Origin of the sequence: Frankia sp. Cppng1_Ct_nod (genome assembly GCF_920656135.1) — a bacterium.
Lineage (GTDB): Bacteria > Actinomycetota > Actinomycetes > Frankiales > Frankiaceae > Protofrankia > Protofrankia meridionalis.
Genome location: NZ_CAKKTK010000007.1, coordinates 1 through 20738 on the forward strand (window position 1 = coordinate 1; position 20738 = coordinate 20738).

Here is a 20738-nt window from a genome sequence, read left to right on the forward strand (position 1 = left end):
CTGTACGGATGCGCGAACTTCGACCTGCTTCGCAAGCGTGTACTGATCAGACAACTCCCGGACCAGGCCATCACGTGATCGTCGCCAGAACCCGATCGGCTTGACATTCCCAGACACCGCGACAAGGCCACGCTCGACCCCGCCGCGGGAACCGATGTACTGGCGGGACACCCCCGCGGTGGCATGCCCGCTCTTACGGTCCCCGGAATCGTCCAGGATCAGCACCCCGCCCGGGTGCGGCGCGGTGGCCGGCTCTGCCCGCAGCAGTTCGATCCGCCGACTGTTGATCTTTTTGTGGTCCTACGGAGACTCCGACAGAAACCACTGCAGCCACTGGACCTCCCCTTCCTCTACCCGGCACAGCCGGGAATTCCTTGGTCATCCATTACGTAATCAATCGATCACAACAAACCACCGATGCTTACCAGCTGGAGACGGAGCACCGCCATGGCGTGCCGGGATGAAAAACGGGCGGGAAACCACACGGACAAAGGCACCGGACCAACGCCTACAGCCAGGGTGCCACCGGGCCAGCCGCCTACCCTACATTTTGGCCGGACCGCGCACTGTTCTCGCGGTCCGCCCGGAACAGCCTCACGACCCCGTTCCGGCTGTCCCGGGCGAACCAACCTTTCGACTCGAGAGTTACCGGCGCCAGAAAGCGCCGCAGGTATCGATCCGGGTGATCGGAGCGTCGATTCCGTTGGCCGATCGAAAGTCCTCGACCGCACTTCGGCAGCCCTCGACCGCTCCGTAGTCGTCGATGATACAGAAACCGCCCTCTGAAAGTTTGGGGTAGAGCGCGGTCAGCGCCTCGATCGTGCTTGAGTACATGTCGCCGTCCAGGCGCATGAGGGCGAGTCGCTCGATCGGCGCACCCGGCAGCGTCTCGGAGAACCAGCCGGGCAGGAAACTGACCTGGGCGTCGAGCAGTCCGTAGCGGCGAAAGTTCTCCTTGACCTCTACCAGTGGGACGACGAGGTCGGAGACCGTGTGGTGTCCGTCACCGGCGTCCGCGGGATAGCGCTCGGGATCGGGCACAGGCAGCCCCGAGAACGAGTCCGCAACCCAGACCCTGCGATCGGTGATTCCGCGGGCTGCCAGTATTCCGCGCATCAGGATGCACGAGCCGCCGCGCCAGACACCTGTTTCGATTAGATCGCCTGGAATTTGATCATCGAGGATAGTATCGATACATTCATGTAGGTTGTTCAGGCGTTTCATGCCCACCATGGTGTGTGCCAGTCGGGGCCAGTCCTGTCCGTTCTGGCGAATTTCTGAAGATGTCATTCTTGTTATTGACAGATTATAGTACTCGAGGAGCCGTCGCAGAATCTGGGCGCCCTTTCTCCCGCGCCAGACCGTACCGTCCCGGCCGTCCCACAACGAGAAGGAAAGAACCTGCTTCAGTAGATCGATGTACCGTTCGCCGATGTCCTCTGGAGCGCTGGCTGCCATGGTGATCGGGCCTGCAGAAATGTTCATTTATCTTTTCTCCTTGGCTGCGCCGTCGTGGATTCATGGATCTATCTCCCCGCTGAAATTGTCCCAAAGGTGCTCGACACAACTCCGGATTTCCATGACGCCGGTGTGGTGCTTTCAATGACAACCAGGTGTTGTTCACGCCTGCTTTGCCGATGCGGCGCGGACGGGTGCTGTTCGTCGCAGCACCGCACTGAATAGCAGTGCCGCGGACAGGGTATAGGCGACCACCGATGCGGTGGCGATGAGCGCGAGGTTCTCTGTCGGCACGGTGACCCACAGGCCCCCAATGGTCAGGGCTCCGACCATCGCTTGTGTCAGGTACACGCTGCGCTGGCCCGCCAGGCTGAGCAGGGCGTGGATCAACAGGTAGTCGGCGGACAACGGGATTGCTGCGAGAACGAGGATTCTGGTGGGGCCTGTAGCGGGTAGGAAGTCCCGACCATAACCGAACTTGATCAGCCTGGGTGCTAGGACTGCGATCGGTATGGCGACGCCGGCAGCGATGGTCAGCGCCCACTGGACTCCGCGACGGACCAGTATGCGTTGGTGCTCTGGGCCGTTGGCACCGCGCAATCGGCTGAAGGCGACCATCCCGACGGCTTGGCCGAGTGCCGTGCACGCGAGACTTGCGGTGGCCGCGATGCCGTAGAACGCGACGCTGGCGGTGGGTAGGGATATAGCGATAACCACGGAGTCGAGCCGGTAGATCACCTGTGCTCCGACGGCCGTGGGTAATGCTGCGAGCGCACCGCGCGTAAGTGCCCGTGACGGGACGAGGCGATGTATTCTGCGGAGTCCCGGCTTGCCGCCGAGAGTCCACACAAGCACTCCAACGGCAGGGATCAGAATCCCTGCTCCCGAGCAGAGAATCCAGATACCGATGTTACGTGTGCCTGTGGACCAGGCTATGCTCAGCAGAAGCAGGCCCCCGAGCAGGGGCAGCAGCCGCACGATCTGAAACTCGCCGGTCATCCGCGACCGGCGCTGCGCCATGCCGGACGCCAGGGATGCGCATACCGTGCCCGTCGTGGCTGCTGTGGCTCCGAGTACTGCCGGCACGTTCAGCCATGGTTGGGTCCGGGTGGCGGCGAGCAATCCGAACAGCGCGGTTCCTGCGAGCGCCACCGTTGTGACCTGTGCCAGCAGCGGACCGATGAGATCGTCGTCGGTACCGCGGTCGATGACCACGGCCTGCGTGACACCAAGGGTGAGCACTACCCCGACGACGCTCGAGATCGTCTGGGTGGCCACGAACTCCCCCCGGTCGGTTGGCCCGAGGACCCGGGCAGTGATGATCCCCGAGGCCATTCCGAGGACGATTCCCGAGGCGTTGCCCGCGGCGACGGCGATCCCCGACGGTACGGCCCGACCCCGTGGCTTCCGGTGTCGGGCACGCCGCCGAACGCGGGGGAGCGCTACCGCATCAGCTGTGCTCTGGTCGGCATCCGTGCTCTGCGCTGTCACGCCGCGGTGCCGTCGATGTCGCCGTCCACAGGTTCCGGCCGGGAGTTGGCGGTTGCTGTCGCAGCCGCCGCGAGGACGTGGGCGGAGGATTCCAGTCCGAAGAGGTGCTCGGCCGCGCTGTCGGCCTCCCGGATACGCCGGCGGAATTCGGCGACGGCCGCCGTGTGTCCCTTGTCCTGGCGTCCGCGCCAGACGGTGCGGCCACCGACGGTCAGTTCCCGGAAATCGTCGAGAACGACATGGAGATCACCGGCGAGCGCCTCCAGATGTTCCTTGCCGACGCCGGGCGGGCGGGCGGAGGAGTAGACGACGACCGACGTCGAGCCGTCGGCGTGCCCGAGCACGACCGTCACGTCGTCGGCAAGCAGCGCGCCCCTGCCGCCGGCCGGGTGCGCCCGCACCGACACCACCTCGGACGGGTTGAGGAACACGCAGGTGTCGACGAAGTGGCATACCTCCCCGAGCAGCCGCCCACCCTGCCGCCGGTCCGCGTACCAGTGCCCGTCGGGCACCGGGCCGGCCGCGACCCGGTAGATCAGGGTCAATGGAGCGGTGCGTGCGTCGAGGTGTTCACGGGCGAGCCGGGCCGCCGGTGACCACCGGCGGTTGAAGCCGACGAACAGGACCCGGTCGCTGCGACGGGCAGCCGTCCCGACCGCGTCCAGCTCGTCGAAGGACAGCGCGAGGGGCTTCTCGCACCAGACGTGCCTGCCGGCCTCCAGAGCGCGGACGACCAGGTCGGCGTGGGTGTCGTGCGGGGTCGCGATGACCACCGCGTCCACGTCTGGATCGTCGATGACGGCGTCCGCTCCGCTCGCGACCTTGGCGAAACCGGCGCGCTCGCCGAACCGCCTGGCCGACAGGCCGCCGGCGGAGCTCACCGTGACGAAGCGCTCGAAGCCCGCGGCGCGGAAGGCGGGCAGCAGCACTGTCGAGGAGAAGGCCCCGGCGCCTATCCAGCCGATGCCGCCGCCTGTGCCGGGCGCGCCCGCCCCGCCGCCGCCCGTGGCCCGCCGCTGCCGGGGCACCACCACGCCCGCCGCCGGGATACCCGGGCGTCCTGCCTGGGCCAGGCGCGCCGCCCACGGGAGCGCCCCCTGCCGGGCGGCGGGAAGCGTGATCTCCTCGGCGAGCGCGCGGGACGCGTCATAGTCGAAACGGATGGCCAGGTACGGCTCGTGCCCGTCTTCGATCAGCGTGTAGGCGGCGGCCGCGTCGTCGATGGCGAAACTGTGCGTCACCAGGTCGGCGACCCGCAGGCGGTCGGCGGCCAGCAGGTCGAGGACGGCCTCCAGGTTGCGCCCTTCGGTCCAGCGGACCTGGCCGGCCGGGTAGTCCACCCCCCAGTCCTCGTAGGCCCGCTCGTAGCGGCCAGGCCCGTAGGAGCGGGCGAACCGCACCGACAGCTCCCGCTCGTAGAACGGCGTGCGGTCCAGGTCGAGTCCCACGTCCCCGACGATGACGACCGTGGCGCGGTCCCGGCAGCGTGCCGGAACCCGGGCCATCAGATCCGACGTCCGTGCGGCGGCACAGACGAGGACCGCGTCCGCTCCCCGGCCGCGGGTCCACTCCGCCACCTCGGCGGTGGTTGCCTCGCCCCGCTCGCGCAGCCCCCGGACGCCGGCCCGGCCGGCGGCGGCCAGTGGCAGGTCGGCGATGTCGATGCCCGCCACGTCGCACCCGCTGGCCAGCGCGATCCGGGCGGCAAGTTGCCCGACCAGGCCGAGCCCTGCCACCAGCACCTTCGCGCCCGGCCCGACATCGGCCAGGCGCAGGCCGTGCAGCGCGATCGAAGCCACCGTGGCGAAAGCTGCGTCGGCGGCCGGGACCCCGGCGGGAACCGGCGCGCACAGCAGGCCGGGCACCGCCTGCGCCTCGGCGTGGTTGGCCCATCCCGCCCCGCCGGTCGCGACCAGCTGCCCGGCCGTGATGCCGTGGACCATCCCGCCGACCTCGACGACGACACCGGCGGCGCTGTACCCGAGTGGCACGTCCCCGCCCAGGCGCGTCCGGACAGCCCGGGCCGCGGTGGCGATCCCGTCCGCGCGGGCCTTGCGCGCCACCTGCCGGACCAGGTCGGGACGTGCCCGGGCCTTCGCCACCAGCCCTGAGCGGGCGAGTGCCGTGACCGCCCGTTCGGTGCCGGGGGAGACGACGCTCGCCACGGTACGGACCAGTACCTCGGTGGGGCCGATCCGTGGGGTGGGGACGTCGAGAACCTCGACCGCGCCACCCCGGACGGCCTGTACCACCTGCTTCATATCCATCCTATCTCCTCGGCCTGCGGTTGGTTCGTCCGGCGGCCGACCTGTTCACCGACACGCCTGTTTCTTTTCCGGCGGACGGCTCCGATGTCCGTGTTGATCTCTATCGGTAGCCTGGCGTCGACGACGTACACGGCGGTGAGCGCCGGCACGGTGCGCCGCCATCCGACAGCCCGCCGCGCCGGGCGGACATCCCAGCGGCCGGCCGTGACACCCACGCGGCTACCGGCGTCCGCATCGCCGCAGCCACCACCGCCGCCATCGCCATCGCCGGGGGTCCGGACCCGGGAGCGCAGGAGGATCTCCCCGCCGGTGGCGGCGCGGATCCGGACGGTGCGTGCCGGGTCGTCCACGACCGCTTCGGTGTCGGGGGCGAGCGGGAAGTGGACCTCCACCCGGTGCGGTCCCGTACCGCGTATCCGGTCGTCGACGCGTACCCGGTCGGCCGAGACCCGGAAACGGCGTTCGTGCACCGGGCGTCCCGGCAGGTGCCGGTAGCCGTCGTGGGACGCGGTGAGCGCGGCACCGCGCTCGTCCACCGCCATCTGGACGGTGGTCGGGCGGGCCCGCCGCCCGGCCCGGAACGCGCCCCAGACCTCGGTCGAGTCGACGCCGTCGAGGACGACCGTCGCGTGTGCCGCGGTGGAACGCTCGACGTCCCGGACCGGGCCCGGCTCGTAGGTGGAGGTAGCGGTGTCGACGATCACCGGGGTGCCGTCCCACCAGAGCAGGAAGGCCAGCGTGTCGGCATGGGCGTGCGCGGGGAGGGTGTCCGGGCAGGGGGGGCCGACGTCGGCGAGCAGCTGCCAACGGCCCGCACGCAGGACTGCGAGGCCGGTGTCGGCGAGCAGCCGCGACCCCGTCGCGGCCCCGGCCGCAGCCGGTGCCCTCCTACCGGCGGCGGTTGCGGCGGGCAGCAGATCGTTGACGACCTCGGCGGGGACCGGGTAGCCGTCACCGAGCAGGGGCACGTTGCCGTCCGGTCCGAGAACCGCACGCAACCAGTGACGCATCCGGGTGATCGCGTCCGGCAGTTCGTCCGGCACCGGCACACCCGCCGCGGACAGGAGGCCGGCCACGTCGCCGAGGTCGGCGAGTACCTGGCAGTGGTAGGCGGGCGCCCGTTCGAAGTGACCACCGTCGGTCAGTACCTGGCGGCGGACTTCGGCGCGCAGCATGTCGACCCACCGGTGACATCTCCCGGTGTCCCCGGTGTCCCCAGCGGCGATCGCGAGGCCGACCAGGGCCTTGAGGTTCTTGACGAGATGGTTGCCCCCGACGTCGGTCTCCAGATGCAGACGCAGGAAGGCCTCGTGCCGGCCGAGGTCCGTGCGCACGGATCGGGCGACCTCACCGCCGTGTAGCAGCGGCTCGAACAGCCCGCACAGCGTCCAGGCGCGCAGCGAAACCACGTAGGGGGACCACGCGGTGCCGCGGGGAGCCGCCGTGGCGGCCCGCCAGGACGGGTAGAGCCGGGCGAACGCCGCCCGGGCCCCGGCGCGGTCGGGGTGGGCCGTCAGCGCCCAGGCCCAGTCCCAGTAGTGCAGGTGGTAGCGCCACAACAACGGAGCGTCCGCCTGCGTCCAGTCGGCTACCCGCGGGTCTTCCCCGGGTCGATACAGCCGGCGGGTGTGGCCGAGCAGGGTCAGCGATCCGTCCAGGATCTCGGCCGGGTCCGGCAGGCCTGCCGTGTGGCGTCCGTCGAACGGGACGAACGGGCGCGGCCAGCTGCCGACCGCCGGGGCGGCGAGGTCCAGCAGCCGGTCGGCCGTCCGGGGTATCCGTGCGGCGAGCGTCCGCTGGGCCCGCAGGCGGACCCGGGCCGCGACCTGCCCCGGCTCGAGGTGTCCGACGGTGCGCAGGTAGCGGGCCACCCGCATGCCAGCGGGGACGGTCACCACGGCGGGGATGGCGGCTGGAACCACCGGGCCGGCGGGGAGGGCTGTGGGGACGGCGACGGTCGTGCCGGCGACGGCGGGGCGGGCACCGGGCGGCTCCTGGCGCGGATCCGTCATACCAGTAGTTCCGCTTCCTGCCGGATGCCCTCGCGGAACGGCCGCGGGGCGAAGCCGAGGTCGGTGGCCGCGTCGTCGATGGGGAAGGCCTTGTCCTCGGCGAGCCGGGCGATCTGCTCGGCGCGCAGCCTTGGGCGGGTCGCGAGTCTTTCGTACCCCCGCGCGACGGCGAGGGTGGTCCGCAGCGGGAGCGGCACGGTGACGACCCGGCGACCGACCGCCGCTCCGGCGTCCTCGACGATTTTCCGGAAGGTCAGCGGTTCGGGGCCGGCGATGTTGTACGCACGGCCGATGGCCGCGTCCCGCCGTACCGCCTCCAGCACGGCCGAGGCGAGGTCGTCGACGTGGACAGGTTGCTGGAGCCGGCCGCCGCCGCCTGGTAGCGCCAGCAGCGGGACCCGGCGCAGGATGGCCAGCAGCCGTGCCATGTTGCGGTCGCCCGTTCCTCCGTAGATCATTGTCGGCCGCAGGATGGTCCAGGCGAGCCCACTTCCGGTGATCAGCGCCTCGGCCTGTGTACGGATCCGCTTCGTCTGGGCGGGCAGCGTCGTGAATATCGCGGTGGTGGAGATGAAGACCGCACGTTGCAACCCCGCGGCCTCGGCTGCCGGGACGATCACGTCCGCGTGCCCGAACCCGAGAGAGGCGATGTTGACCAGCGCGTCGCCCTTCGCGGCCCGGAACGCAGCGTCCACCGAGGCGGCATCGTCGAGATCACCCGGTACTGTCCCGGCCCCCGCGCGTTCGAGGGTCCGGGCCGCCGTGGCGCTGCGGGCGAGACCGACCACCTGATGACCCTCGTTGATCGCGAGATCGACGACGCGGCGTCCGAGGAACCCCGTCCCTCCCGTCACCAGCAGCCTCATGCGTTCTCCAGGTGCTCGGCGACGACGGCAGCGGCCCCGGGCCCGGCGCTCGACGTCCCGGGAGCGCTGGACGTGTCCGATGGGCCGGCCGGCCGTTGCCGGGGGACGGCGACCGTGCGGCCCGTCACCTCCCCGAGGAGGGCGTGGTAGCGCCGGGCTAGCACCTCGCGGTCGAAGCGCGCCTCTACGTGGGCGCGTCCCGCGCGGCCCATGGCCTCCCGCCTCGCCGGGTCCGCAGCCAGGCGGCGGATGGCGTCGGCGAGGTCGTCCGGGTGTTCGGGCGGGACGACGACGCCTCCCGCCTCGGTGAGGATCCGGGCGGCCTCGCCGGCGAGCGCGCCGATGACCGGCCGACCGGCGGCCAGCAGCTCGAACATCTTCGAGGGGATGAAGGTCGTGAACAGGGGCACGTTCCGCAGCGGCACCAGGCAGATGTCGGCCGCGGCGATGACGTCCGGTACCTCGTCGCGGCTCACCGCCGGCAGCATCGTGACGTTGGTGAGGCCGAGTTCGGCCACCCGGTCGGCGAGCCGTCGGCGTTCGGCTCCCTCGCCGACGAACGCGACGTGCACCGGCTCCCCGGCGAGGGCGTCCGCGGCCTCCACCACCGAACCCAGGCCCTGCGAGATGCCGTGGGCGCCTATGTAGACCACGAGGGTGTCGCCGGGTCCTGCTCCCAGCCGGGCGCGCAGCGACGGTGACGGCGGGCCGGACGGGCCGAAGCGCCGAAGATCGGCCCCGTTGTGGATGGTGTGGACCTTCCGCGCGGGTATTCCACGCCGGACGATGTCGTCCCGGAAACCGTCGGTCACGGTGACCACGGCGTCGGCGGCCCGGTAGGCGGCCAGCTCCAGGCGTTCGAGTGCGGCGATGACACGCCGGTCGGTCAGGACGCCGAGCTGGACGAAGATCGCTGGCCACAGGTCGCGGACCTCGACCACGAGGCGCGCGCGGCGGATCCGTGCCAGCAGCCAGGCCGAGGCGAGGGGGAAGAAGGTCGGCGAGGAGACGACGACGACGTCGGCCGGGCCGGCCCGCCTCGCGCCGAGCAGCACGCTGGTGACCATGAAGGAGAGGTGGCCGAGCCCCCGGCGGGCCACACCCTCGTTCGGGGTCGCGTACAGCCACGTCCGTACCACGCGGTAGCCGTCACGGTGCTCGATGCGACGCCACGCACCCCGGTACTCCGGTGGGATCACGCCGGTCGGGTGGTTGGGCATGCCGGTCAGGACCGTCACGTCGAGGCCGGCCGCCGCCCATGCCCGTGCCGTCTCCGCGAGCCGGGCCTGCGGGGCGCCGACCTCGGGCGGGAAGTAATGGGTGATCAGCAGGACGCGCAGGCGTTGCGGAGCCACCGGGCTACCTCGACTGCACACGCACGACGACGGGAAGGGACGGCACGGTTGTCTCCTCGGCGCGGGAAGGCGGACACGGGAAGGCGGACACGGAACACCGGCATGGGGAACACCGGCACAGCGGACGGGCACGGGTACGGGGTGCCGGGCGACCGATGACGGACGGGAGATGGCGCGTGTGACGATCGGCCAGCGTGGCACAGCTTAGCGTAGCCATCTGGATACGATCCGTATGTACGCGTCGGGCGCGGCGGCAGAAACCCCGTCCGGCAACGCCAGCCAGGTGAACAACCGGCTCGCCGATCAGGTCAAGGACCATTCCAGGGAGTCCGTCGTGCATGTGCTCTTCGTCGCCGGTGCGCGGCCCAATTTCATGAAGGTCGCCCCCGTTCTCGCCGCGGTCACGGCCCGCGGCGCGCGGGCCACGCTCGTCCATACCGGGCAGCACTACGACAGTGCGATGAGCGGCGTGTTCTTCGACGATCTCGGCCTGCCCGCCCCGGACCACTTCCTCGACATCGGTTCGGGTAGCCATGCCGCTCAGACCGCCGGGGTCATGACCGCCTTCGAGCCCCTGCTCGAGCGGGTCCGCCCGGACGTTGTCGTGGTGGTCGGCGACGTCAACTCCACGCTGGCCTGTGCACTGGTCACGGCCAAGTCCGGCATCGCACTCGCCCATGTCGAAGCGGGGCTGCGCAGCCGGGACTGGTCCATGCCCGAGGAGGTGAACCGGGTCGTCGCCGACCGGGTCGCGGACCTGCTGTTCGCGACCTCCCCGGAAGCCGTGGTGAACCTGCGCGGTGAGGGCTACCGGCCGGACCAGATCCATCTCGTCGGCAACGTCATGGCCGACACCCTGCTCGCGAACATCGAGCGGGCGCGGTCCGGGCACACCCTGCCCAGGCTCGGACTCACATCCGGTGGATACGGACTCGTCACGCTGCACCGCCCGTCCAACGTCGACGATCCCGGCGTGCTCGCCGGGCTGCTCGGCGCGCTCGGGGCCGTGGCCGCGTACTGTCCGCTGGTGTTCCCCGTCCATCCCCGGACCCGGGCACGCCTCGACGGGCAGCTACCGGCAGGGGTGACGATGCTGCCGCCGGCCGGCTACCTCGACTTCCTCGCCCTGCAGGCCGGCGCACGGCTCGTCATGACCGACTCCGGTGGGGTCCAGGAAGAGACGACCGTGCTGGGCGTGCCATGTCTGACACTGCGGACGACTACTGAACGCGCTGTAACTGTTGCCGAAGGTACCAACGAGATCGTCGGCACCGAACCCGCACGGATCGTCGAGGCGGCGTGTCGGGTGCTCGACGATCCCCCATCGCCCCGGCGGCCAGCCCTGTGGGACGGCCGGGCGGGCGCGCGGATCGCCGAGATACTCCTGGCCGGGGGGTACGGGCATCCCGGCCGCCGACCGACCGATCTTGTACCGACCGATCCTGTACCGGAGGTCCCTGCGCCGGCGCTCCCTGCGCCGGCCGGCCGTGACGCGGTTTCCCGGTGGGCCGTGTCATAACAACTTTTTCACCTTTTGATGCGGACTACATTGTCTCCCCTGGAGCGGACCACATTGTTGCCCTTAAGGCAGACCACATTGTGGGCGTTGAAGATGATGTGGACGCAGCATCGCGCGGATACCCAGGATTCTCCTGATAGCAGGCAGGAACGGACCGTCCGCGGGTTTCGAAGCCCTGCATACTGGGCGCGTCCCGCGCGTTACTCTCGGACCGTGCATGTCGCGTACTCCAGCAAATCCGTATTTCGGGGGAATTGATGCCTGTCAAGAGTGGTAGTCATAGCGGCCGGGAGTCCGCACCAACACCGTTAGCAGTTCGGGGACTTCGGCCTCCGGCGGCGCGCGGAGACCATGATCGCGCCGCCTTTGGCCCTCCAGCCCGATGGTGACGCTGTTCGCGCCCGGCCGGCTCCGGCGGCACGGCGGCACGGCGGGTGGATGGAGCATGCCGGGAGTCCCGGTACTCGCCGGGGCGGCTGCAGCTACGTTTCTGGTCGGCGCGGCCCTGCGTGGCGGGCCTGGACGATGGCTGGGCGTCCTGACCTGCCTGGTGGTTGCCCTCCTGATCGCCCGGCTCGTTCCGGCGCCGCGGTCGGCCCGGCCGGGGCGCGCCGACACCGGAATCGCCGGCACCGGGGCGACCGGTCCGGGAGCAGCCGGTGTCGATCCGCTGACCGGCCTGGCCGACCGGCACGGATTCCTCGACCGGGCCGCACGCTTTCTCGCGGAGGTGGGATGCCCACCGGCGGAGGGCGGGTGGACATCCCGCGGGGCCGGCGCGTTGATGCTGATCGACCTCGACTGTTTCAACGAGGTCAACGGAGGGCTCGGCCACGAACGGGGGGATCGCCTGCTGGTCGAGGTGGGCCGGCGTCTCGACGCGGTAGGGAGGCCCGGTGACCTGCTCGCGCGGATCGGCGGGGACGAGTTCGCGATGATGCTGCGCAATGTGGACGACGAAAGCGCAGGTGCCGTCGTCACGCGTTTCCGGGACGCTCTGCATGCCCCGGTGCTGTTGGCGGGTATGCAGGTGGCGGTCGAGGCGAGCATCGGTATCGCGATTGCTTTCGAGCACGGTCGGGACGTCGACGAACTCCTGCGCAACGCCGCTTCGGCCCTGCGCGAGGCAAAGAAGTCCCGTACGGGTTACCGCGTCTACGACACTGGCTGCCTGCGGCCCAGCCCGGCCCGGTTGCGGCTGCGCACCGAACTGCGAACGTGTGTGCAGGCCGGGCAGCTCGAACTGCGTTACCAGCCCAAGGCGGAGCTGCATACCGGTCGGGTCACCGGAGTGGAGGCGCTCGTGCGCTGGCGGCATCCCGTCGACGGCGTCCGCCCGCCTGACGTCTTTCTGCCGGAGATGGAATCGGCCGGTCTGATGCCGCAACTGACCCGGCTCGTTCTCGCCACCGCCGTGGCCGACTGTGCGCGCTGGCGGGCGGCCGGAGCCGGGCTGTCGGTTTCGGTGAACGTACCCGCCTCCATGATCGTCGATCCCGGTCTCGTGCCCGAGATCCGTGCGGTCCTTGCCGCAACAGGCCTGCCCCCGGCCGCGCTGTGCGTGGAGATCACCGAGGACTCCCTGATGACACGGCGGGAACTCGCACGGCAGACACTCCACGAGCTGCGCGCGCTCGGAGTGCGGATCAGTCTCGACGACTACGGCTCCGGCTACTGCTCTCTCGCCTACCTGCGGGAGCTTCCCGCCGACGAGCTCAAACTCGACCGGGCCTTCCTCCGGGACATCGGGTCGGACCCGGCCGCCGCCGAGATAGTCCGCTCTACGATCGCCCTGGCGCACACCCTGGGGTTGCGGATGGTGGTCGAAGGCGTCGAAACGGCCCGGGTCTGGGAGCTCCTGGCCGCCTGGGGATGCGACGAGGTGCAGGGCTACTTCGTCTCACGTCCGATGGCCGGCGACCAGATGCTGCCGTGGCTGCGGCAGTGGGCCGGTCGCACGCGGCAGTGCGGGCCGCACCGGTTCGGGATCGGGACGGGAACGGGCCGCGGTAGCGATCCCGCAACCGCCATCGCAGTAACCAGGATTGCGACAACCGGTGCTGTGACAACCGGCCATGCGTCGGGTCCGGGGAGCGGAGCTGTCAACCGGTCACGTGTACGGCGCGGGTCAGCAACTCCAACGGCCGGGCCAACGCGTCGTTGATCGCATCGGCGGAACGCCTCGACCGATCCACCGAGCGGGTCGATGATGTCGTCGTCGGTGGGATGCCCGGGCAGCGTCCGGCCCCGGCGTCCCACCGCACAGGCGGCCAGGGCTTCTCCGTACCGCACGCCGCGGTCGGCCACGCTGGGGTCGCCGGTCGTCCGGCCGGTAGCCATGATGTCGGCGGGTTTCATGCCGGCGGTCAGCCGGGCGAGCTCCCGCAGGGTGAAGGTGCGGCGGACAGCCTTCGGCACCATCGTGACGACCGCGGTGCGGTGTTCACGCTGCGCGCACAGCACCAGGCCCGCATTGTTGATCATAGTGGTGTCGAGGCGGCGCCCGGCGAAACCCCGTGGATTCAGGCCGCGTTCGGCCAGCACCACGGCCGCGTGGGGGTGCATGGGGAACCCTCGGAGGCGTGTGCTCCCGCGCTGATGATGGTCACCCACTGCGCGGCCGGATCCTGGTCGGTCCGTAACGCCGCGGCGGCAAGGTACTGGGCCATCGGTGAGCGGCACAGGTTGCCCGTGCAGACCATGAGCACCTGCCATCGTCCCGCCGTGTCGACGGTGGTCGCCGGCACGGCGGGCCCGCCGGCTCTGCGGTCGGGGGTCATCACGCTGCTGGGTGTCGGAGGGGGTCGGTCTGACCGCCTGTGCGCGGCCCTGCCGCCACGGTGGGACGGGCCGTCGAGCTCCCGTCCCGGCCGGGCACAGTGAGATATCGGGGTAGCGCAAGGTAACAGCACACGACCGCGACGGCGAGCGCGTCGCTCGCCAACCGCACCGGCAGCGAGGCGCTGTAGGCCACGAGTCCGAGGACGGCGGTTGTGGCGGTCACCGAGGAGACCAGGAATGCGGCGCGGGTGTGCGACCAGCCTGACACGGTGAGCAGCTGGTACACATGGGAGCGGTGCGGTTCGCACCAGACCTGACCGGCGCGGACCCGACGTACCAGGGTGAAGGAAGTGTCCGCGAGGTAGACCAGCAGCGGCGCGGCCACGGTGTCGGGGCGGACGCCGTGCCCAACCGCGATCAGGGCAAGTGTGGCGATCAGCGCGCCGAGGGCGTAACTCCCCACGTCACCGAGGAAGATCCTGGCCCGCGGGAAGTTGTAGGGGCCGAAGCCGAGCGCGGCCCCGACCGCCGCCGCGCCGCCGTAGCTCAGGGCCTCCAGACCGCTGCGCTGCCCGATGACGGCGAAGGCCACCCCGGCTACGAGGGTCTGGCCGGTGGAGATCCCGTTGATGCCGTCCATGAAGTTGAACGCGTTGGTGAACCCCGTGATCCATACCAGTGCCACGGCGGCGGCGAACGGCACAGCCTGGACCGGTAGATCAGGGTGGGTGGCAACGATCCATGCCGTGAGGATCCCTGCTGCCGCAACCATCTGCAGGCCGAGCCGGCGCAGCGCGGCAATGCCGTGGATGTCCTCGGCAAGGCCGAGAAGACCGAACAGCGCGACCGCGAGGATCAGGATGAGCAGCTCGGCCGACGCGTCCGCACCCGGGCGGACGGCGGGCACCAGCATCCCCGCGAACAGGCCGAGGACGACGGCGACCCCGCCGCCGCGATATGTCGGTATCCGGTGTGATGACCGTTCGGTCACCGTGTCCACCGCGGCCAGGCGCCGCATCCCGCGGATCACGGTTGGTGTCGTGATCGCGGTTACCAGAAGTGCGATCACTGCCGAGAGCACCACGTGGTCCTCCATCGGTCCTGGGTTTTCTAGGGGGTTCCGCTCGCATGCAGTAGCAAGAGAATTACTCTGAGTGACGAAATGCTACTACCGGTGGTGTACTCATCGGTCGTGGCGCGCCCGATGCCGCCGGAGTGCGCTCCTTGCGCTGCGGGTGGCACGGTGGACGTCGCAGTGGGTGTCGCGGGCCGCGTCCGCGCGACACGCGCGGCGGCCTCCGGTCCGACATGCACCCGAGATGTCACTCTCTGAGTATGGAGTGTTGCGGAAAGTTGGTTGTGGTCGGACAGGGCTACGTCGGGCTGCCGCTCGCGATGCGGGCGGTTGATGTCGGCTGGACGGTCGTCGGGATCGAGGTGGACGAGACAAGGGTCAAGCGGCTCGGGATCGGCGAGTCCTACGTGGAGGACATCCCGGACGCGGTGGTCGGCGCCGCCCTTGACGGTGGCCACTACCTGGCGTCATCCAGTTACGAGGACGCGGTCGGGTTCGACATAGCGGTGGTGACGGTTCCGACACCGCTACGGGAGGGCATCCCGGATCTCTCCTACATCGAGAGCGCCGGCCGCAGCCTGGGCCCGTGGCTGCGGCCCGGGGCGACCGTGATCCTGGAGTCCACCACCTACCCCGGGACGACCGACGAGCTGTTCGGGCCGCTGCTGGAGGAGTCGTCGGGGCTGATCGCGGGGGAGTCGTTCTTCCTCGGCTATTCGCCCGAACGGATTGACCCGGGTAACCCGACCTGGAATCTGCGCAACACGCCGAAGGTCGTCTCCGGGATCGACGGCCGGTCGCTGGAGGCCGTGCGGTCGTTTTACGACACCATCGTCGACCGGACCGTTCCGGTCCGCTCCGTCCGCACGGCGGAGTTGACCAAACTGCTGGAGAACACTTTCCGGCACGTCAACATCGCGTTGGTCAACGAGTTGGCAATGTTCGCCCACGAACTGGGCGTCGACGTGTGGGAGGCGATCGAGGCCGCGTCGACCAAACCGTTCGGCTTCATGCGGTTCAGCCCGGGCCCGGGGGTCGGCGGGCACTGCCTGCCCATCGATCCGTCCTACCTGTCGTGGCGGGTGCGGCGTAGCCTCGGCCGCAGTTTCCGCTTCGTCGAACTTGCCAACGATGTCAACGACAACATGCCCGATCATGTGGTGCGCCGGATCGTCGAGATGCTCAACCGACGCCGGATGGCGGTGAACGGCAGCCGCATCCTCCTGCTGGGGCTGGCCTACAAGAAGAACACCGGTGACGCGCGGGAGTCCTCGGCCGTCCGGGTCGCGGGTCTGCTGGCCGGTCTCGGCGCGGACGTGCGGGCCGCGGACCCGCATGTCGACAGCTCGTGCCTGCCCACGGGCGTGGCCATCGTCGAGGCAGACGCGGCGGAGATCGCCGCCGCCGACCTGGTGGTCGTCCTGGTCGATCACGACGTGTTCCAGCGGGACATGGTGGCGCGTAGCGCACGTGCCGTCCTCGACACGCGCTGCTGGCTGCCAACCCAACGTTGCGGGCAGCATGACGACGTGACGCCGGTCGGACCCGATATCGAACTCCTCTGAGGGCATCGGGCGGGGGCATCGGGCACGCACCCCTGGATCATCCTGTTGGAAGGATTTTGCTGACCGGCTGCCGGTGGACCGTTGCGGTCATCTTGGTGATGGCCGCCTCGAACGCGCCATCGGCAGCCGGCGGCTGGCGCAGCCCGCTACCTGCCCCTGGCTGACGCCAACGGGATCCCGTCGGCGTCGAGGCGGGACAGGATGGGCCAATGAACGAGGTTTACGTCGTGGGCGGGCATGGCTATGTCGGCAGCCGGGTCGTCACAGAAGCTGGCCGGGGCGGGGTCGTCGTGGTCAGCTGGGCGGGCGATAGCCGCCGTGGAGTGCCGTCGCTGGCCTGGCAGGAGTTTCTCGACCATGTCGAGTCGTCCGGGCCGTGCTCGGTGGTGTGGCTGCTGGACGGGGTCAAACATGCCGAGCCGCAACGTCTCGACGAGCTGCTCGCGGTCGCTTCGCCGGAGGCCCATGTGGTGTCCGTGTCGACGTGCACGGTCTACGGCGCACGGCACGATGACCTGTGCGGCGAGAATGAACCCGTCCAACTGCTGACGACGCATGCCCGGCTGAAGGCCGGCTGCGAGCAGACGCTCATCACGTCCGGACGGTCCTGGTGTGTGCTGCGGCTCGGCGCCCTGTACGGGATCGACGACCGCGGCGTCCGGAAGGACCGGATCGAAAAGTGGGTGACCCAGGCCGCCGGCCACGGGACCGTGGCCGTACCCGAACCTGCGCACTGGCGTGGCTGGCTGCACCGCGACCAGGCCGCGCGCGCCCTGTGGCGGGCCGCCAGCCACCGGGTCACGGGGCTGTTCAACGTGGCGTCGGCCAACCTGACCTTCGGCCAGGCCGCACGGTCGGCGGCTGATCTGTTCGGCGTCTCGGTCGAGAGTGACGGCAATCCCGACCCGTGCAGCTTCCAGATCAACGCTACCGCGGCCCGGACATGCGGGCTCCTGGACGAACTCGCCGGAGAAGATCTGGCATCTGCCACGGCAAGCTTCGTCGCGGATAACAAGCTCCGGTAACCCGTAGCACGTACGCTTCTACACGAGAAAGCCCAACGTCATCGGGGGCGGTGCTTTGAGCAACGACGGCGCACGCAGCATCGGTGAGCGGATCGCGGACGCACGTAAGGCTGCCGGACTGAGCCAGCAGCAGCTCGCGGACCGCATTCGCGTCAGTGTTTCCCTGCTGCGAAAAGTGGAGCAAGGGAGCAGGGACACCACCCCTGCACTTGTAGCGGACACAGCCCGGGTCCTCGCGATTGACGTCACAGCACTGACCGGCCAGCCCTACGATCAAGCTGGACGCCGTAGGGATCCGATCCACACTCATATTCCTGCGCTGCGTCGGGCGCTCACGTACTGGGACCTGCCACCGCATGGCATTTCCCCACGTCCGCTGCCTGAGCTCGCCGCGGATGTGGAGATGGCCGCCCAGCTTCGGCGAACGGCGCACCACACCCGGTTGGCAGCGGCACTACCCGATCTGTTGACCGAAACGACCGCCGCAGTACACGCGGCCGACGGATCACAGCGTGAGCAGATCTTCGGCCTGCTGACGGTGCTGCTGTTCGCGGCTCACAGCGTCACATACAAGACGGGCTACGAGGACCTGTCCACGGTTGTGGAGGATCGCATCAGCTGGGCGGCGGCGGGTTCGTCCGATCCACTCATGATTGCTCTCGCGGCCTGGACCCGCACCACATCGATGCTGCAGGCAGGGTCGTACGACATCGGACGGCAGTTGCTCGACCGCGTCCAGACCGACATTGACCCGGGTAATTCAGAGTGGTGGTCGCGACGCGCTGCAGATGGCCGGGGCGCTGCATCTGCGTTCCGCGATCCTGGCCGCGCGTGGCGGTGACGCTGACGGGGCACACGAGCATCTTGCGGAAGCTCGAACGATCATCGGGCATCTGGACGGACAGGACGGCGACGGCGGGTGGCACCAGCTTGCCTTCGGGCCGGCGAACACCGGTGTCCATGAGGTCGCCGCTGAGGTCGAGCTGGGGGATGGGCCCGCGGCCATTGCTCGCGCGGACGGGTTGAGGCTTCCTCCGGACCTGCCGAAGATCCGGGCCGGTCACCACTTCATTGACCTGTCTCGTGCGTATCTGTGGGCGAACGACAAAGATGCTGCTCTTCGCTGCCTGTATACCGCCCGCAAGCTTGCTCCTCAGCAGACACGACACCATCCGACCACCCGCGAGGTGGTGCGGATGCTCATCCGCCTGCATCACCGCTCCAACGAACCACTCGCCCAGCTGGTCGGCTGGGTCGGCAGCGATCTGTAGTCGCCCAGATCTCTCACGCGCCGTCAAGTAGCGGAAGTGACACAACTTGTGTCACTTCCGCTACTGAGATCAGGCCATCCTCGGTTGCGGTGAACAACCGCATCGTCACATTCCGCCTCAGGCGGGAGCGTGTCGATGTGGCCCTCTGCCCTACGGACACCTACCGGGCAACCCGCGGGCACCGTCCACGAGGAAGCGACACGACTGTGCGTCGATCTCTGGTCCCCTTCTCCGAGAACCTTGCCTGGGGCGAGGCGGAATCCGCCACGCCGTCGACCGAGGATCAGCTCCACGCGTGTGCCGTCAAAATCTCACGGCATGCAATCGCGCGTTCCTTGACTGCCGGTACCTCCTCGCGGATATTGATCTCCGTCCAGGCAGAAAAGACTCCCCGGCAACCGGCTGACGGTGTCCCGGTTGGCGGGTGAATACGGTGCCGGTGCCGGCGACCTATCTACCCCTCCGATCACTCCGTGTGGGTGGGTCGCCGGCACTGACCACCGGCGGCAACCAAAATCGCTGTTCTCCAGGGACCTGATATCGACCACTTCGGACGGCAGGACGGTTCCATCACTGGACTTCATGTAAAAGAAATGGAGTAGTCATGGAAGAAGCGCGGTTTCATGTCGTCGATACAGGCAGGCGACTACTCGCCTCTTTTACCGGCGGATCCGTGGTGCACCAGTGGTGCCATCGGCTGGCAGCCGATTCGAACGTCGAACTGTCATTGATCATCCGGGATCGGGAGACCCGGATAGAACGGCGGGTCTGGCCCGACCGGTGCGAACTGATCGCATCACCACACGCGAAGCGAGCGGCAATGTGCACGGCGGCGCATCGTGTCGTCCTCTGAAACCGCGACCGGCGGCGGCCGGGTGTGGCTGGCGGTACTGGGTCCGCCGGGGTCGGGGAAGTCCACGGTGACCGCCGCACTGACCGGGCTGTTCGTCCGGCGGCGGGACCGCTACCGGCGCACGATCCCGGGAATCCGCACGGTACTGATCCGTGCGGGTGTGCTCTGGGAGGTCATCGACGCCACTCCCAGCCGGCGGCAGGTCATCGACGCCGTCCTCACCGCCATCGCCCCCTCTCTCGCGTCGGGCGGGCTGTCGCCCGCACCTGTGGTGAAAGGGCTTCACCCATGACCATTACCGATCTTTCGATGCCGGCCGTCCCCACGGCCGAGGGCAAGTCCGGGAATGTGTACAGGTCCGGCCCGCTGCCCGCGCCCGGCCACGACGTCCACTCCGACCGGATCGACCGGGCCGCCTACGGCCGGTTCGGCAACGTCGACCTGTACATCACCGAGGCCTGTCCGCTGCGCTGCACCCACTGCTCCCTGGACGGCCGGCTCGGACACGCCCGCACGATGGGCTGGTCGCAGATCTGCACGGCGCTGGACGTCTGGCAACGCCTCGGCGGGTCGCACGCGACGATCCTCGGCGGGGAACCCGCCGGGCACCCCGACTTCGTCCACACCCTCCGCTATGCCCGCACGCTCGGCTACCAGCAGGTCAGCACCACCATCAACGGACTCACCCCCGCCGCCCGAAAGCTACGCGGCCTCGCCCCGACAGAGCTGTCCTCCATCCAGATCAGCCTGGACGGCGGCTCACACCTCACCCACGACCAGATCCACGGTCCCGCCACATTCGCGACCGCGATGGCCACCGCCGCCGACCTCACCGACCGCGGCTTCGACGTCTGGTTCCTCTGCACCGTCACCCGCACCAACCGCGACGACTGCCTGAAACTCCTCGACCTCGCCGACGACCTCGGTATCACCCAGGTCAACTACCAGCTGTTCTCCACCATCGGCCGCGGCCACACCCACCAGGCGGCGGCGATGACCCCACGGGAATGGATCGGCTTCTACCAGCAGCTCCCCCACGCGGCAGCCGGACATCACACCCGGGTCTGCTACCAGCCCACTACCGGGCAGCCCTCCACCGAACAAGGCCGGACATGCCCCCCCCGACCACCGGACTGATCGCCAACCCGGTCGGGGACGACCGTGCACGTCACCCGGACCGGACGGCCTGCACCAGCCGCT

General features: G+C 69.4%; 17 protein-coding genes. 8 read left to right on the forward strand and 9 right to left on the reverse strand.

What is annotated here, in order from left to right; genetic code table 11:
• The 7 genes from NBW77_RS03655 to NBW77_RS03685 all read right to left on the reverse strand — a co-directional run.
• Positions 1-288, reverse strand: a 288-nt coding sequence (locus tag NBW77_RS03655; RefSeq protein WP_502799432.1) for a transposase, incomplete at its 3' end; no start/stop codon positions are given.
• A gap of 357 nt (positions 289-645) precedes the next feature.
• Complete coding sequence (locus NBW77_RS03660; RefSeq protein WP_131746326.1) at positions 646-1485, reverse strand: TylF/MycF family methyltransferase; 840 nt, start codon at positions 1483-1485, stop codon at positions 646-648.
• 135 nt (positions 1486-1620) lie between these two features.
• Positions 1621-2949: a lipopolysaccharide biosynthesis protein gene (locus NBW77_RS03665; RefSeq protein ID WP_131746327.1), complete on the reverse strand. Its 1329-nt coding sequence runs from the start codon at positions 2947-2949 to the stop codon at positions 1621-1623.
• Positions 2946-5210, reverse strand: a complete 2265-nt coding sequence (locus NBW77_RS03670; protein ID WP_250279297.1) for a bi-domain-containing oxidoreductase — start codon at positions 5208-5210, stop codon at positions 2946-2948. Before NBW77_RS03670 ends, NBW77_RS03665 begins: the two co-directional genes overlap by 4 nt.
• A complete protein-coding gene (locus NBW77_RS03675) occupies positions 5207-7228 on the reverse strand; it encodes a heparinase II/III domain-containing protein (protein ID WP_250279278.1) in 2022 nt (673 codons plus the stop codon). The genes NBW77_RS03670 and NBW77_RS03675 overlap by 4 nt, the downstream gene beginning before the upstream one ends.
• Complete coding sequence (locus NBW77_RS03680) at positions 7225-8094, reverse strand: SDR family oxidoreductase (RefSeq protein WP_131746328.1); 870 nt, start codon at positions 8092-8094, stop codon at positions 7225-7227. Before NBW77_RS03680 ends, NBW77_RS03675 begins: the two co-directional genes overlap by 4 nt.
• Positions 8091-9449, reverse strand: a complete 1359-nt coding sequence (locus NBW77_RS03685; protein ID WP_207386946.1) for a glycosyltransferase family 4 protein — start codon at positions 9447-9449, stop codon at positions 8091-8093. The genes NBW77_RS03680 and NBW77_RS03685 overlap by 4 nt, the downstream gene beginning before the upstream one ends.
• A 232-nt stretch (positions 9450-9681) precedes the next feature.
• Here NBW77_RS03685 and wecB point away from each other — a divergent pair, with 232 nt between their 5' ends.
• Positions 9682-10968, forward strand: a complete 1287-nt coding sequence (gene wecB / locus NBW77_RS03690) for a non-hydrolyzing UDP-N-acetylglucosamine 2-epimerase (RefSeq protein WP_284346882.1) — start codon at positions 9682-9684, stop codon at positions 10966-10968.
• A gap of 445 nt (positions 10969-11413) precedes the next feature.
• A complete protein-coding gene (locus NBW77_RS03695; protein WP_250279279.1) occupies positions 11414-13132 on the forward strand; it encodes a putative bifunctional diguanylate cyclase/phosphodiesterase in 1719 nt (572 codons plus the stop codon).
• A 358-nt stretch (positions 13133-13490) separates the two neighbouring features.
• Here the strand turns inward: NBW77_RS03695 and NBW77_RS03700 are convergent, their stop codons facing one another.
• Together NBW77_RS03700 and NBW77_RS03705 are read right to left on the reverse strand one after the other, a co-directional pair.
• On the reverse strand, positions 13491-13748 hold the full coding sequence (locus NBW77_RS03700; protein WP_242605752.1) for an arsenate reductase/protein-tyrosine-phosphatase family protein: 258 nt from the start codon (positions 13746-13748) through the stop codon (positions 13491-13493).
• Positions 13748-14833 carry an MraY family glycosyltransferase gene (locus NBW77_RS03705; RefSeq protein ID WP_242605749.1) on the reverse strand — a complete coding sequence of 362 codons (1086 nt, stop codon included), beginning with the start codon at positions 14831-14833 and terminating at the stop codon, positions 13748-13750. The genes NBW77_RS03700 and NBW77_RS03705 overlap by 1 nt, the downstream gene beginning before the upstream one ends.
• Positions 14834-15084: 251 nt before the next feature.
• Here NBW77_RS03705 and NBW77_RS03710 point away from each other — a divergent pair, with 251 nt between their 5' ends.
• The 6 genes from NBW77_RS03710 to NBW77_RS03735 all read left to right on the forward strand — a co-directional run bounded on the left by NBW77_RS03710 (position 15085) and on the right by NBW77_RS03735 (position 20675).
• A complete protein-coding gene (locus NBW77_RS03710) occupies positions 15085-16389 on the forward strand; it encodes a nucleotide sugar dehydrogenase (RefSeq protein WP_131746331.1) in 1305 nt (434 codons plus the stop codon).
• A gap of 209 nt (positions 16390-16598) precedes the next feature.
• Entirely contained in the window at positions 16599-17414 is an 816-nt protein-coding gene (locus NBW77_RS03715; protein WP_131746332.1) for an NAD-dependent epimerase/dehydratase family protein, read from the forward strand.
• A gap of 55 nt (positions 17415-17469) precedes the next feature.
• Positions 17470-18255, forward strand: coding sequence for a helix-turn-helix domain-containing protein (locus tag NBW77_RS03720; RefSeq protein ID WP_165486002.1), 786 nt, complete (start codon positions 17470-17472; stop codon positions 18253-18255).
• Complete coding sequence (locus tag NBW77_RS03725) at positions 18203-18685, forward strand: hypothetical protein (RefSeq protein ID WP_131746334.1); 483 nt, start codon at positions 18203-18205, stop codon at positions 18683-18685. The genes NBW77_RS03720 and NBW77_RS03725 overlap by 53 nt, the downstream gene beginning before the upstream one ends.
• An 839-nt stretch (positions 18686-19524) precedes the next feature.
• Entirely contained in the window at positions 19525-19830 is a 306-nt protein-coding gene (locus NBW77_RS03730; protein WP_131746335.1) for an ATP-binding protein, read from the forward strand.
• On the forward strand, positions 19827-20675 hold the full coding sequence (locus NBW77_RS03735; RefSeq protein ID WP_250279280.1) for a radical SAM protein: 849 nt from the start codon (positions 19827-19829) through the stop codon (positions 20673-20675). The genes NBW77_RS03730 and NBW77_RS03735 overlap by 4 nt, the downstream gene beginning before the upstream one ends.
• Positions 20676-20738: the final 63 nt, after the last annotated feature.

Coding starts and splice junctions, on each gene's coding strand:
- NBW77_RS03660 (WP_131746326.1), bottom strand. CDS start 1,485: ATGAACATTTCTGCAGGCCCGATCACCATGGCAGCCAGCGCTCCAGAG.
- NBW77_RS03670 (WP_250279297.1), bottom strand. CDS start 5,210: ATGAAGCAGGTGGTACAGGCCGTCCGGGGTGGCGCGGTCGAGGTTCTC.
- NBW77_RS03675 (WP_250279278.1), bottom strand. CDS start 7,228: ATGACGGATCCGCGCCAGGAGCCGCCCGGTGCCCGCCCCGCCGTCGCC.
- NBW77_RS03680 (WP_131746328.1), bottom strand. CDS start 8,094: ATGAGGCTGCTGGTGACGGGAGGGACGGGGTTCCTCGGACGCCGCGTC.
- wecB (WP_284346882.1), top strand. CDS start 9,682: ATGTACGCGTCGGGCGCGGCGGCAGAAACCCCGTCCGGCAACGCCAGC.
- NBW77_RS03695 (WP_250279279.1), top strand. CDS start 11,414: ATGCCGGGAGTCCCGGTACTCGCCGGGGCGGCTGCAGCTACGTTTCTG.
- NBW77_RS03700 (WP_242605752.1), bottom strand. CDS start 13,748: ATGACCCCCGACCGCAGAGCCGGCGGGCCCGCCGTGCCGGCGACCACC.
- NBW77_RS03710 (WP_131746331.1), top strand. CDS start 15,085: ATGGAGTGTTGCGGAAAGTTGGTTGTGGTCGGACAGGGCTACGTCGGG.
- NBW77_RS03715 (WP_131746332.1), top strand. CDS start 16,599: ATGAACGAGGTTTACGTCGTGGGCGGGCATGGCTATGTCGGCAGCCGG.
- NBW77_RS03725 (WP_131746334.1), top strand. CDS start 18,203: ATGGCCGGGGCGCTGCATCTGCGTTCCGCGATCCTGGCCGCGCGTGGC.
- NBW77_RS03735 (WP_250279280.1), top strand. CDS start 19,827: ATGACCATTACCGATCTTTCGATGCCGGCCGTCCCCACGGCCGAGGGC.